A 13,829-nucleotide genomic window follows, 5' to 3' on the forward strand; every position below is an offset into this window, starting at 1 on the left:
GTTCCCTAACGAACCTGTTAATGTAATTTTCATGATAATTTTATTTTTGATTTGTTGAATACAAAGGTATATTTGTACTTACTTTTATACAAGTACTTACCCTAAAGTATGTATCAATGACAGCCATTAAAGAAAGCTCGACAAGAAACGAAAACAAGGAAATGTCTATCAGCGCCTGCCCGGTAAGCTATGTAATGAACAAGATAGGCGGGAATTGGAAACCCATTATCCTGTATCAGCTAATGAGTGGCCCCAAACGTTACAGCGAATTAAGAAAAGCTATCCCAACAATTACCGAAAAGATGCTGATTCAGCATCTTAAGCAATTACAGACAGATGACCTGGTGATACGTATAGCCGAGCCCGTTGTACCTCCCTTTGTAACCTATAAACTTAGCAAGGTAGGAGAAAGCCTTACACCAGTATTAAACGCCATTGCAAGTTGGGGTTATGCACAAACCGGCAGGTAAACAAAAAAATATTTGAAAATTTATCTTATACAATTGTTTCATTATTAGTGATTTGCAAGACGATGTAGTAGGTTTTAAATGGAAAGTTTGTTGCTTGATAAACAATTTTCTTTCTTTTGGCGTTATAGTTGGCAGGTATTCACTTAAAACATTTACGATATAGATAAAAGATATACGCTTTAACCAAAATAATAAATTGAATTCAAACATGAACAGCATGAAAAAATCCCTTTTAATGGTTGGCGCATTAGTCATTTTAAATTTAACGGCCAGCCGCGTATTTGCGCAAGTACAGGATACAACTAAAAAAACCACCACTACAACTACTACAACCACTACACCTGCAACCGATGGAGCAAGTGATGTGGTAGGCGCTTTAGCCAGTAATGCCGATTATTCAACAGCATTAAGTGCAGTAAAAGCAGCCGGGCTGGAAGCTACACTAAAAACAGGTGGCCCTTATACAATTTTTGCACCTAATAATGTTGCTTTCAGTAGCCTGCCACAGGCAAAGCTGGATAGCTTAATGAAAGATCCGGCTAAATTGGCAACCGTATTAAAAGGCCACGTAGTTACCGGCAAATATGCTAAAGCCGATATCATTAAAGCATTAAATGCAGGTAAAGGCAAGGCTACATTAACCACTTTAGATGGGCAAACGCTTACCCTATCTGTAACGGCAGATAAGAAGCTGCAATTGGCTGATGCTAAAGGTGATGCTGCCCAGGTGGTTTTATACGACCTGATAGGCGCCAACGGTGTTGTGAACGGCCTCAACGGTGTTTTAGCACCTACTAAGTAAATTATCTTACATTAATAACAACAAAAGCCCGGTTATGCCGGGCTTTTGTTGTTTATGTCTTGTTAGTGTATATATTGAATTGCAGTGTATTGGCATTAAAAACAATAATTTGGATGTCTATTCTTCTTCCTTTTCCTCTTTTAGCTCATCCTGTTTTTTACCCTTACCCAAGTGAATCTTTGGTTTTTCCTGGGTACCGGTAATGGTCATCGGGATACCAAAAATACCAAACGGGGGCAGCCCCAACCTAAATTTTAGGTTCAGATCGCCTTTAAAGTTTACCTGGCCTTCAATGCGTGGCCTAAACCCAGCTAACTTGATGGTTGTACGATTTATGGTGATAATATTATTGGCTATAGCGGTTTTAATATCAACTTTTGAAACATCTTTACCGGCACCAAGGCTATCCCGCCCGGTTGATTTACCCACAGCGCTAAATAGTTTAAAACCACGCAGCTTAACCTTCTTAACCGACAGTACACCACCGCCTTTTAAGGATGGATAAACAGGCATCATATCTCCATTAAGTTTGCCGCTTAACTTGTAATCTAAAGAAACAATACCCTGCACACTTTTTGCCGATGATGCCATATCATGAAATAGCTTTACCTCGCGGTAAGCGCGTTGAATATCAAACTCTTTGGCATCGATATGGTAATCAAAAAAGGCCTTTTGAGGGCTTAAACTGCCATAAGTGGCATCCATAACAACCGGGGCGCCAATTAAATTAAAGCCCGCTTGTTTAAGTATTATTTGCCCGTTATTGATATTCATTTGCCCCTTGGCATCATTAATATCAAGGCCCTTATATTTCACCTTTTTAACATTAGCCATAAAGGCAAGGTCGAGATTGGTGGGTACTAATATTACACCCGATGATTTGCTTGTTTTTACAGGTGTACTTGTGCCTGCAAAAGCCATAAAATCATCAGCAAGGATCAAATCGCTGGTGAACGCAAATTCGCCTTTTAGGGGAGAGTTTGGTTTGATAGCATAATTAATAACGTTTGATAGTGAACCAATTAGGACAATCACCGATTTGCCATAATCTGCCCTGAACTGGTCAAACTTCATTTTATCCTGATTGAAACTAAAATTGCCTGTCCTGATCAGGAATGATTTAGGGAACAGATCCGAGCTTAGGGCTATGTCTTTCACTTTCAGGGTTCCCGAGTTAGTCAGTTGATCGTATCGGCCTGCGGTGGCATCACTTTGTTTACCTTTTAAAGAGAAATTAGTGCGCACATACCCCTTTACATTATAGCCTTTTAGGGCAAATACCCGGTAAATTTTACCAATATCCAAAGTACCATGCGATGTTATGCGATAGTCGAGGTCGTCAAAGTTTTTGAGGTTGGCTTTAAGGGTGAAAGGCTTGTCCTCAAATTTGAAAGATATAGGTTTGACATCGACTTTCAGCCCCTTTAACGAGCCCGTATTATTCAGGATATTAACCCAAATGTTTAAGTTTTGTACCGGATGCGGATAATATTTAGTTAATATGTATCCATTTTGCAGGTTAATATTGGCTTTTGTGACCGGAAATATCCTTTTGGCGGGGATATATCTGCCTTTGGTTTGTACCTCGGCCAGTAAGTCGCCTTTCATATCCAAACTATCAACCGGGTAGAATTTTTTGATATCCGCCAGGTTAAATTTCGCATTGATAACGGCATCAATTAAGGCACCCGCGGTATTGCTCATTTTAAGCCTGCCTTTTATATAGTTGTTCAATGCCTCTGCATTAATATTGCTCATATCCATAGTGGCATGGGCAATGTTATTGTCGGGGCAATAGGCGTTCAGATCAAATCGGATGTTTTTAACGGCTTCGGGCAGGCGGGTATATTTTACATAACCATCACGGAAGGATGACCGTAGCGTAAATTTTGGGATGCTGGTAATAACGGTATCAATTTTTTGCCTTAGGCCTGTCTTTTTTATGCCGGTGCTGTATTTGCCTTCGGTCAGCAGGTTTAGCTTGTACCTGCCCTTTACCTGGAAAGGTTTTATACCAAAGGCTTTATACCATTTTTCGAGGTCTATTTCTGTGTTGATCTTGGCGAAAACTTCAGGTGATTTTAGGCCCTTTACTTTTATTACCGAACCAAAGTAATCCTTATTGATATTAAAATATATCGAATCTATATTCATATCAAGGTTTTCGGGGTTTAGGCCGGGCACCTTGGCATCCATATTAATATACAGGTTTTTGACGGGCGCCGGTGTGTTTTTATTGGCCACATAGCCATTCCTCACTTTTAGGTTGAAGCTAAGATCGGGCATAATGTTTTTTGCCGCGATGTACTTACCAATAAGGTTCATCTGTATCACACCGGTGCCTTTAATATCAGTGCCTTCTACATATTTGGCATATTCGGCGGGCAGGGCGGTGAAAATATCGCTCAGGTTATTTTGTTCAGATATGATCCTGAAATCCATATCGTACCCATCTTTTAAAAACTCGAACTTGCCTTTAAACGCTACCGGTAAACGGTTGATAAGCAGGTTGTTCTTTTGAAAAGCAAAGGCAAGCGATTTGGTATTGATGCTGGTAACCAGATCTGCATTAACTTTTTTATTGAGCACGTAGGGTTTGTTCCCGTAATAAAAATCAACCGATGTAGCATCGGTATGGCTGTACAGGTCAAAAACATCTTTTGTTAGATCACCGCTGCCTTTGTAATTAAAGCCACGGGCATTTACAAGCAGGGGCATAGACCGGTCGTTGTAAACCAGCCTGCTATCTTCTACCAGTATTTGCTCTATCCCTAACGAAGCGCTGGTGGTATCTGCAGGGTTATCTTGCTCTGTACCCTTTGATTTGTACACGTTATAATTTGCACGGCCCGCTCTATCTACCTGTATATTAATTAATGCCTGGTTAAGGTATATTTTATTAATGTTGATCTTGCTTTTTAATACCGATGACAGATCAATGGCCAGCGAGATCTCTTTGGCCGAAACCAGCGTATCAGTTGCAAAAGGAGCGCTACCGGTTAACGAAAAGTCGTTAAGTGTAAGTGTAAGCGCCGGGAATTTTTTAAAGAAGGAAAGATGCGTACCCGAAAAGGCAAGCTTACCGTTGATGCTGCCGCCTGCCCATTGTTTTATTTTTTGCGTTACGGTTTGCGGGAATAAATAAGGCAGCAAAAACATTAGCGCCAATAAAGAAACTATGGTTATAGCGCCTAATTTAAATGTTTTAAGCAGGATTTTTTTTACGGGTAGTGGCATAATAAAGCAATAGGATGTCATGAAGGTAATGATAAATATATTACTGCAATAAAAAGCATTTGTAATATGTCTGTAGGTTGTTTATTCAATTTAATAATGTGCCTTAAAGGAAATTTAATTTAACATTTAAAAGATAACAGGCACTCGTTCGTCTTAGCCAATAAGAGGCGCACCTAAAGGCGCGGTAAATATTATTAATCGGACATACAAAAACAATGAACATAATTAAAGATAAAAAGATAGCCATAATAGGAGCAGGTCCCGGCGGATTAACCCTTGCAAGGTTATTACAAATGAATGGTGCCGAGGTAAAAGTTTACGAACGCGATATAAACAAAGATGCCCGTGCAAAAGGCGCCACATTAGACCTGCATGACGAATCGGGCTTGGCGGCACTGCGCGCGGCAGGATTAATGAGCGCCTTTATGGCAAATTATCGCCCGGGTGCAGACAGGTTGCGCATTGTAGATAAGCACGCGAATATTGTGCTGGAAGATAACGAGGAGAAAGAAGGCGAACGCTTTAGGCCTGAAATTGACCGCGGCCCCCTGCAAAATATCTTGCTTAATTCCTTACAACCCGGTACCGTGGTGTGGGACAGGCAATTTGTGGCGCTTAAACCAAATGATGATGGATGGGAGATAGAATTTAAGAACGGCACAACAGCATTAGCTGATATCGTGATAGCGGCAGATGGTGCAAACTCAAAGGTTCGCCCTTATATAACGCCTATTAAACCCTTTTATGCCGGGGTTACTGCGGTAGAGGGGGCCGTTTATAATTCGGAAGTAGCATGCCCCGGGATACACAAACTATTAAACGGCGGAAAGATATTTGCCATGGATGATGCAAAATCATTAATAGTAAGCTCGAAAGGGGATGGCAGTTTGGTGTTTTACCCCGGCTTTAAAAAGAACGAAAACTGGACACGCGAATGCGGGATAGATTTTACCGACAAAGTACAGGTACTGGCATGGTTTAAAACCGAGTATGCAGGCTGGGGCGAGATCTGGGATGAGCTATTTGAAAATGCGAGCACCCATTTTGTACCCCGTCCGCAATATTGTATGCCCTTAGATCAAACATGGGAAGCATTGCCAAACCTTACTATGCTTGGCGATGCCGCCCACCTAATGCCCCCGTATGCGGGCGAGGGCGTAAATATGGCTATGCTTGATGCTTTAGAGCTAAGCCAATTCCTGCTTAACAAAAACTACCCGGATACCCTATCGGCCATCGCCACATACGAAACCCGTATGCGCAAAAGAGCTTCGGAAACTGCGGATATGACCCTGCAATCAACAGAGGCATTGCACGCTGAAGGGGCGATTGAGTTTATGATGAATGTGATAAGTTAAGCTTAATTCCTGTTGCCGTTTTTAGCCTGCCGTACAGCCTGGCTCTCTTTAAGGTTAAGGCTGTATACAAAGGTTAAACGGTGACGGGCAGCATTAGGGTTGTTGGTTTGGGCTAATACATAATCCCATTGGCCGGTCAAGGTATAAGGAGTTAAAGAATAAGATCATTTAATTACTGCACTATCTAATCCATCGGTAAGCTTACATAAAACACGGTTCCTTTACCGGCATCGCTTTCAAACCATATTTTTCCATGATGTGCCTCTATAATTTGTTTGCTGATATACAAACCTAAACCAATTGGCTGCTCGTTATGTGTGCCTTGCCGCCTGGCAGAAGTGAACGGATCAAATATTTTGTTTTGTAAATTGGCCGGTATGCCCATGCCTGTATCTGTTACGGCTATCACTACCTCATTGTTCAATTGCCCGGCATCAATATGTATTTCACTGCCTGTCGGGCTAAATTTTATGGCATTAATGATAAGATTATTCATCACACGCCATAGCTTTTCATAATCAGCATGTATAACATCCGGCGCATTGCTGTTTAAAATTACCTCCTGGTCTTTATCCAGCGCCATAAAACTAAGCAGGCGTGTACATTGCTCCAGCAGTTCGTTAAGGTTTACTTTCTCCTTTTTTAAATTTTGCTGCTGATCAAGATCAGTTTCCAGCAGTTCATTGATAAGTTCCAAACAATTTTTGCTCGAAACCTGCACCAGTTCAATTAATTCACGCGTTTCTGCCGTCAAAGTTTCATCGGGTTGCAGCATGGCTGTAATGGTATTAATGGCACCTATTGGGTTACGCAGGTCATGTGCTACAATTTTAATTACCCGGGCATAATCCTTGTTCATCAGTTCCAAGGCTTCCATGGTAGATTCCGACTGCTCAAACTGCACCCTTAATGCTTGCGCTATTTTTTGCGATCGTTTGCGGCTACGCCATAATATAATAATGATAATGAAGGTCATTATACATAATAACACAGCCAAAAACAAAAATAGCATCTGGTATTTTGACTGCGTACGGGCCGAGTTTAATTGCTGGTCTTTCAGCGCGTATTCTATATAATCCACCCCCGAGTTACTGCTCATCTTTTGCTGCTCGTCATGCAGGGCTACCAGTTGTTTACTGTAATTAAAAGCGGCGGCATTATCGTTTTTTGCGCTATAAAAATTGTACAGTATCCGGGTAAAATGCTCGGTATAAATGATATAATTCTTTTTCCGTGTAATTTCTAATCCCTGCAGGTAATAATTAACAGCCATAGCCGAATCGGTAGGGGCGTAAAAATCGCCCAGATTGGTGAGCAGGTCCAGCGAAAGATAATAAAGGTTGTAAGCGAGTGTTTTAGAAAGGGTCTGTTTTAATAATGCTATACCCTTGGCTTGCTCATTATTCTTGATATAGTTACGGGCAATTAACTGGTCAACAGCCAATAATAAACGGCTATCCTTATACTTAAGGCCAATTTTCCGGGCCCTGTCAATGTACACCTGTACCGAATCTTTGGGGATACTATCAGGATATTGCAGCACATAATCATAATAAACTAACGACATTATAGAGTCTTGCCTTAGCTGGCGGCCCTGGTCAACGGCCTGCTTATAATGAAGGATCGCTTTTTGATCGTTACCCATTTCCTGATACACCATTGCAATATTTATAAGAGTTTGCACCACATTGGCCGAATCATGCAGGGCAAGGTAACGGATGCGGGCATCATTATAATACCGCATTGCCAGCTGCAGGTTACCTTTCATATCATAAACTATACCCAGATTATTAGCGGCATCGGCCATGCCGCGGGGATACACCAGCCTGTCGGCAATTGCGCGGGCCTTTTCTGTATAAAATAGGGTGGTATCTACATTTTCTTCGTATGATAGCATGCCCAGCCTGTTCAAAGCATCCACATAGCGTAAGCTATCATGTATAAATGGTAATTGTTGCTGTAGTTTTCTAATATTCTCTGTTTGAGCATCACAAACAGCACACAACATTATCAATAAGGCACATAGTATAGGCTTTTTTCCCATAGAAAATTATCTTAATCTAAGATACACATCAGCGTAGTCCAATTTAATAAGAAATACTAATGATACAATGCGTCGAAGCTGTAAAAGACAAATAAGAATATTTATTGCGGGGTATACGAAAACTGACAAACAGAGTTGTGTTTATTTGCACATACAGAGGGTGTTGGCAAGTAGTGTGCGCACCATATCATTTGCCGGAACGTATTGATTTTAGTGCTGATCATTTAAGCATTAAAGGAACCACAAATTATGCCTTTTTCAAAGTGATCACCGTGATCTCTGGCCAGATACCCAGGCGGCCCTTGAAACCTAAAAAACCGAAACCCCGGTTAACATATAGGTATTTCCCATTTTGCTCATATAGGCCGGCCCATTGCGGGTAAATGTATTTAACAGGGCTCCATTGAAAGCCGAAGAGTTCGATGCCGAATTGCATGCCGTGCGTATGCCCGGCCAGCGCCAGATGGATATGCTTTAAATGCTCCAGCGTTTTCGCTTCCCAGTGCGAAGGGTCATGCGACATTAAGATCTTGAATGCATCATCCGGCACATTCTCTGCCGCTTTGGTTAGGCTGCCATATTTATGAAAGCCGCCCTTGCCCCAGTTCTCTACACCGATAAGGGCAATGGATTGCCCGCCTTTTTCAATCTTAACCGCCTCATTTAACAACAAATTAAAACCAATTTCCTGCTGTACCTTTTTTAGGCGGTTAAGGTTGGCATATTTAGCTTGTTTGCTGCCCCACTTAATGTAGTCGCCATAATCATGATTGCCTAAAACCGAATATTTGCCAAAAGGAGCTGTTAATTTTGAAAAGGTATCTTTCCAGGGATCCATTTCGTCCGCCTTGTTATTTACCATATCCCCGGTAAACAGTAACAGGTCACTCTTTTGTTTATTAACTAAAGCAATACCTTTTTCCACGCCACTTTTGCTGGTAAAACTACCTGCATGAATATCAGATAATTGGGTGATGGTAAAACCGTCAAAAGCCTGGGGCAAATCAGGAAATTCCAGCATTGTCCGGTGTACCTTATAATGATGCCTACCGCCGCTCATTCCATAAATAAGGCTGAAAAAAGGTACGGCTGCCACAAAAACCGCTAATGCACTAACCCATATCTCCCTGGGTGGGAAATGCCGAAAGAACCTTGTAATATCCTCCAGAAACAGTATTGGAAAGGCGAAAATTTTGGGGACAATAGTAAGCAGCGTTAGCGCCATTAGCCAGGTAATGAGGTTGGCCGGTGACTGTTTGGCACTACGCAAACCTATGAGGTAGATAAAGCCTACCACCAACAAGATATCTCCCAGCCAATAAGCATGTAGTATAATTTCGTTTGCTGTAAGTGTTTGAACCGCCTCAAAGAAATAAATATCGGCTACGAACCAAACAAACAGCATAAAAGGTAAGCGCTTTCCCATTATTAATGCAGGCCTAAAGATAAATTGTTTTGACCGCTATACAAATAGACGATTAAGCGGCCTAATTATTTTAAATAATGCAGATCAAAGCAAAATATATTTGGTAAGGATAGAACATAACTTGGTTAATAAGGTTAGAACAAGGCTTGGTTAATTATAACCGCCAGAATGATTTAATGGCAGGCTAATATAAAAAACGCTGCCTTTTTCCGGTTCACTTTTGATGGTAAAACTCCCATTATGTTTTTTAATGATCTCGGATGCGATATACAATCCCAATCCTACTCCCTGGTAATTCATAGCCGTTTTGCTTACCCTATAAAAACGCTGGAACAATTGATCGATATCTTCCTTGGCTATACCTATTCCAAAATCCTGCACCTCTACTACAATGTGCCCGGCTTCAATTTTTGCATTTACCATAACCCGGTTCGCATTAGGGGAATATTTAATGGCGTTATTCAACAAGTTGATCAGTACCTGTTCTATCCTGAACTGATCGCCCGCATACAAAATGTCGATAGAATTTTCGAGCAGGATCTCGTGTTTATCCGAGATGAGTTGTATGTTAGAAATGCTGTTGGTAAGCGCGTCTGAGAAATAGAATGCAGCAATATTAAGGTCTATTTGCCCGGAATTGATCTTGGTAACGTCTAACAGATCCTCTATCAGTTTTTCCAGGCGTTTAATGCTATGGTTGGCATTCACAATAAAAGGATAAGTTTTATGATCTTTATCTGTTTTTTGCTGCATGAGCTGGTTAATGGCTTTAATATTGGTTAGCGGCGTCTTAAATTCATGACTAACCATATTAAAAAACTCATCTTTTTTTGCTTCTGCTGCAGCCCTTCTTTCTTTCTCTTGTTTTTGAATCAGCACTTCCCGATTGGCAATGATCAGCTCGGCGGCACGTTTGCCTCTTTCCTCATCCTGAAAGTCAAGTTCTTTAAGTGCTATAATTAACTCGGCAGCGCGTTTTTCTTTTTCCTCATCCTGAAAATCGAGTTCAATATTGGCGATGATAAGTTCGGCCGCACGCTTTCCTTTTTCCTGGTTTTGATAAACCAGTTCTTTATTAGCAATGATAAGTTCTGTTGCCCGCCTTTCCTTTTCCAAATTTTGAAAAATGAGTTCTTTATTAGCGACTATTAGTTCGGCAGCCAGCTTTTCCTTTAACCGGTTTTGTAAAACCAGTTCTTTGTTAGCTATAATGAGTTCGGCGGCCCGCTTTTCCTTTTCCTCATTTTGAAAGATCAGCTCCGTATTGGCTAATATCAGTTCGGCGGCGCGTTTTTCCCGCTCGCGGTTTTGTATATCCAGTTGGGTATAAGCAATAACCAGTTCTGCTGCCCGTTTTTCTTTTTCAGAATTTTGATAAACCAGTTCTTTATTAGCTATAATGAGTTCGGCGGCCCGCTTTGCCTTCTCCTCATTTTGAAAATCCAGTTCCTTGTTCGCAACGGTCAACTCCCTGGCGCGCTGCATTTTTTCTTCGTTCTGAAAATCCAGTTCTATATTAGCAACGATCAGTTCTGCTGCCAGTTTCCCTTTCTCTTTATTCTGAAAGTCAAGCTCAATGTTAGCGAGGTCTAATTCGGCCGCCAGTTTTTCTTTTTCCTGTTGAGCAATAACGAGCTGATGGGCTAAATTCTTTGTATCCATAATGGTTGCCGAACAAGCCGGATCTAATAAAGATGATTTAAGTTGCTTAGTTTAAGGAATAGGTATTGTGCAATGATACTCTTTAAAATTTCTAAATTTTTAATAAGTTTCGCTTCAACAGGCATTAACCAGCCAGTCGGGTGATTTTTAAATGGGTGGCATATAACAATTCTAACCTGTCTTTTTTAATGGGTTTCGATATAAAATCCCTTACAAATGAATATTGTTTTGCTCTTAATTTTTCCTCGGGACATATAGAAGAGGATAGAATATAAATGCCTATATATTTTTTAAAAGAGAGATACAACCGCTCAAATTGTTCCAGGAAATTCCAGCCGCTAAATCCCGGCATATTAAGGTCTAAAAATATAATATCAGGCAGCTCTACAGTATTTGTCCGGTTTTCATTTAAAAAGTCAATTATTATCTGCCCGCCCAACGCGTGCGATGCACGGGGAAACAGATCGTAGCGATCAAACAATCTCTGCATAATCAGGTGTTCCATCGGGTTGTCATCAATCATTACCAGCTTGCACATAGGTTGAATATTAGTATCTGAAAATCAATAAGGTACAATAACCGCTCCAGTAAGTGGTAAAATATTTTATTCTTGTAAGTTGTTACACAAATAAGAATAATAACGCTCCTGTATAAGCTTTTGGCCCTTGCAGTTGTAACAAAAACAACGCCCGACTGTACTGAATAGCCATCAGAAAAAAGGGAAAAAGAGCGAACCGGTTAAAAGCTTGCGATTAACTGACAGTAAAAAACGACAGGTTTAAGGCAATAAAACGGATATTTGCGGGTTTCTTTTATATCGCCTTTGTTAAATGGATTTTGTTTTTCGTTACGTCTCCGTATGGTTTTTTCTTTACCTACTTACGCCGGGTTTTGCCCATGCTCAACAGCGCGTAGCCATTGATGATCAAACGGAGCAGCACATTTTTACTTTTAAAGAAATTGAAAGATTAGAAGATCCCGGTGGTAGCCTGTCTTTCGGCCAGGTAATAAGTCCTGCCTTTAACAAGCGCTTTAAAGCCAGCGCAACCAGTACCCCTCAAAATACCCGGCTTGACGGCGTTTACTGGTACCGGATAAAAATTGCCCACCAAACGGCCACCGATAAGGAATGGTTACTGGAGTTTTTTGATCAAACTATTGACCATATAACCGCGTACCTGCCCAATGGCAAAGGGGGCTATACCATTAAACGTTTGGGCGATGCCGAGGATTTTAGAAGCCGCGAATTCAGACACAAAAACTTTGAGATCCCAATAAAGCAATTTAATGGCGAGGGCGTGTACTACTTCAGGACAAGGTCTCACCAAACAGCAGATATCATTGTTGTGCTCCGGTCTGTCAATTGGTTTGTGCAGTATGCAAACGATGAGTATTTCTCATTTGGGATATTTTACGGTATGATCCTGATCTTCGGGTTTTATAACCTGCTCATGTTTGCTGCGGTAAGGTTAAGGCAATACCTGTATTATATGCTTTACTTGTTTAGCATAGGCTTATATGAGATGTGTACCGATGGGCTGGCGTTTCAATACCTGTGGCCTTCCAACCCCGCGTTTAACCAGTATGCCTTTGCCATAGCGCTATGCCTAATAAGCACATTTTGTTTGCTTTTTACCCGTGCGCTGCTGCATACCCGAACAAATGCCCCGCTTTTAGATAAGGTTATAGTGACCACTATAATAGTAAGGATAGCCTTCTTCTTTTTCTGCTTTGTATTTAACAGAAGCTTATTCAATTATAAATTTATAGAGTTCATACCGCTCTTGCTGGCTTTTAGTACCGGTGTTGTGGTGTATTTAAAAGGCTATCGACCCGCGTTTTATTTTGTGATAGGTTATGGCTGTCTGTGCTTCGGTTTCACTTACAAAATTCTGATCATGCTGCATTTAGACTGGCTAAACTTTGGTGCCATCACCTATTACAGCCTCACCATTAGTTTTATTGCAGAAATGATTTTTCTGTCGCTGGCAATCGCGGCGCAGGTAAGCGGGCTTAAGCGTACCAAAGAAAAAGCCCAAAGGCGCATGATAACCGAGATGAAAAAAAGCCGGGATTTGCAACATACGTTGAATAAAGAATTGGGGCACCTGGTAGACCTGCGCACAAGGGAATTACAGGAGAAAAGCGCGGTTGTGGAAGCGCAAAACCTCGCGCTCGCCCAAAATAACGAGATATTAGTTAAGCAGGCCGAAGAGATCTCGAGGATGAATGTGCTGCTGGAAAAAGATAATGAAGAGCTGCATACCAGTGTGGTGGAGGTTACCCGATCGCGCATTATGTCGGAAGAGGTAGACTTTGAGGAGTTCAGTAAGATCTATCCGGATAACGAAAGCTGTTTTGCCTACCTGGCCAACCTGAAATGGGCCGATAGTTACACCTGCCGCAAATGCGGTAATGATCATTGGTTTGCCGGGCATACCCCTTACAGCCGGCGTTGTGCTAAATGCGATTACGATGAGTCTGTAATTGCCCATACCATTTTTCAACACTCACGGATACCCATTACCAAAGCTTTTTATCTGTTGTTCCTGATGTACTCCAGCAAAGGGAAGATCTCCTCGCATAAACTATCCGGGATATTAAACATCAGACAAGGCACTTGCTGGTCTTACAGTACTAAGATCAAAAAGCTAATGGACGATAAAAAGAAAGAGTTAAAGCGGGCAACTAAAGAAGGGTGGAGCAAATTAGTGCTCGAATAGCACCGGGTAAGTTGCCCATATTGCCATGGTATTGTAACAATTTTGAGCCACAACGAGGGTGTTTATGCGTATCGTTATGCTAATGGCCAAAGGCTTTGGCTATTACT

General features: G+C 41.3%; 10 protein-coding genes. 4 read left to right on the forward strand and 6 right to left on the reverse strand.

Features of this window, described 5'->3' with window-relative positions; translation table 11 throughout:
* Nucleotides 1-116: 116 nt before the first annotated feature.
* Together JWQ85_RS09570 and JWQ85_RS09575 are read left to right on the forward strand one after the other, a co-directional pair.
* A complete protein-coding gene (locus JWQ85_RS09570) occupies nt 117-470 on the forward strand; it encodes a helix-turn-helix domain-containing protein (RefSeq protein ID WP_299467305.1) in 354 nt (117 codons plus the stop codon).
* A 217-nt stretch (nt 471-687) separates the two neighbouring features.
* Nucleotides 688-1,272, forward strand: a complete 585-nt coding sequence (locus JWQ85_RS09575) for a fasciclin domain-containing protein (RefSeq protein WP_299467307.1) — start codon at nt 688-690, stop codon at nt 1,270-1,272.
* A gap of 117 nt (nt 1,273-1,389) precedes the next feature.
* Here the strand turns inward: JWQ85_RS09575 and JWQ85_RS09580 are convergent, their stop codons facing one another.
* Nucleotides 1,390-4,530, reverse strand: coding sequence for an AsmA family protein (locus JWQ85_RS09580; protein WP_299467309.1), 3,141 nt, complete (start codon nt 4,528-4,530; stop codon nt 1,390-1,392).
* Nucleotides 4,531-4,724: 194 nt separating this feature from the next.
* Between JWQ85_RS09580 and JWQ85_RS09585 the strand changes: the two genes are divergently transcribed.
* Complete coding sequence (locus JWQ85_RS09585) at nt 4,725-5,867, forward strand: NAD(P)/FAD-dependent oxidoreductase (RefSeq protein WP_299467311.1); 1,143 nt, start codon at nt 4,725-4,727, stop codon at nt 5,865-5,867.
* A 2-nt stretch (nt 5,868-5,869) separates the two neighbouring features.
* On the opposite strand, the gene JWQ85_RS09590 is transcribed toward JWQ85_RS09585, so the two are convergent.
* The 5 genes from JWQ85_RS09590 to JWQ85_RS09610 all read right to left on the reverse strand — a co-directional run bounded on the left by JWQ85_RS09590 (nt 5,870) and on the right by JWQ85_RS09610 (nt 11,537).
* Entirely contained in the window at nt 5,870-6,007 is a 138-nt protein-coding gene (locus JWQ85_RS09590) for a hypothetical protein (protein WP_299467313.1), read from the reverse strand.
* A 44-nt stretch (nt 6,008-6,051) separates the two neighbouring features.
* Nucleotides 6,052-7,911, reverse strand: a complete 1,860-nt coding sequence (locus JWQ85_RS09595) for a tetratricopeptide repeat-containing sensor histidine kinase (protein ID WP_299467315.1) — start codon at nt 7,909-7,911, stop codon at nt 6,052-6,054.
* A gap of 247 nt (nt 7,912-8,158) precedes the next feature.
* Nucleotides 8,159-9,337: a metallophosphoesterase gene (locus JWQ85_RS09600; protein WP_299467317.1), complete on the reverse strand. Its 1,179-nt coding sequence runs from the start codon at nt 9,335-9,337 to the stop codon at nt 8,159-8,161.
* A gap of 150 nt (nt 9,338-9,487) precedes the next feature.
* Entirely contained in the window at nt 9,488-10,999 is a 1,512-nt protein-coding gene (locus JWQ85_RS09605; RefSeq protein WP_299467319.1) for an ATP-binding protein, read from the reverse strand.
* 124 nt (nt 11,000-11,123) lie between these two features.
* Nucleotides 11,124-11,537, reverse strand: coding sequence for a response regulator (locus JWQ85_RS09610; RefSeq protein WP_299467321.1), 414 nt, complete (start codon nt 11,535-11,537; stop codon nt 11,124-11,126).
* 292 nt (nt 11,538-11,829) lie between these two features.
* Between JWQ85_RS09610 and JWQ85_RS09615 the strand changes: the two genes are divergently transcribed.
* Complete coding sequence (locus JWQ85_RS09615; RefSeq protein ID WP_299467323.1) at nt 11,830-13,722, forward strand: 7TM diverse intracellular signaling domain-containing protein; 1,893 nt, start codon at nt 11,830-11,832, stop codon at nt 13,720-13,722.
* Nucleotides 13,723-13,829 lie beyond the last annotated feature (107 nt).

The sequence above is a fragment of the Mucilaginibacter sp. genome (assembly GCF_028288105.1).
Taxonomy (GTDB): Bacteria; Bacteroidota; Bacteroidia; order Sphingobacteriales; family Sphingobacteriaceae; genus Mucilaginibacter.

Bases quoted from the DNA above. Each gene is read 5' to 3' on its own strand.
- JWQ85_RS09600 (WP_299467317.1), bottom strand. From the start codon at position 9,337: ATGGGAAAGCGCTTACCTTTTATGCTGTTTGTTTGGTTCGTAGCCGAT.
- JWQ85_RS09615 (WP_299467323.1), top strand. From the start codon at position 11,830: ATGGATTTTGTTTTTCGTTACGTCTCCGTATGGTTTTTTCTTTACCTA.
- JWQ85_RS09610 (WP_299467321.1), bottom strand. From the start codon at position 11,537: ATGTGCAAGCTGGTAATGATTGATGACAACCCGATGGAACACCTGATT.
- JWQ85_RS09605 (WP_299467319.1), bottom strand. From the start codon at position 10,999: ATGGATACAAAGAATTTAGCCCATCAGCTCGTTATTGCTCAACAGGAA.
- JWQ85_RS09595 (WP_299467315.1), bottom strand. From the start codon at position 7,911: ATGGGAAAAAAGCCTATACTATGTGCCTTATTGATAATGTTGTGTGCT.
- JWQ85_RS09580 (WP_299467309.1), bottom strand. From the start codon at position 4,530: ATGACATCCTATTGCTTTATTATGCCACTACCCGTAAAAAAAATCCTG.
- JWQ85_RS09575 (WP_299467307.1), top strand. From the start codon at position 688: ATGAAAAAATCCCTTTTAATGGTTGGCGCATTAGTCATTTTAAATTTA.
- JWQ85_RS09570 (WP_299467305.1), top strand. From the start codon at position 117: ATGACAGCCATTAAAGAAAGCTCGACAAGAAACGAAAACAAGGAAATG.
- JWQ85_RS09585 (WP_299467311.1), top strand. From the start codon at position 4,725: ATGAACATAATTAAAGATAAAAAGATAGCCATAATAGGAGCAGGTCCC.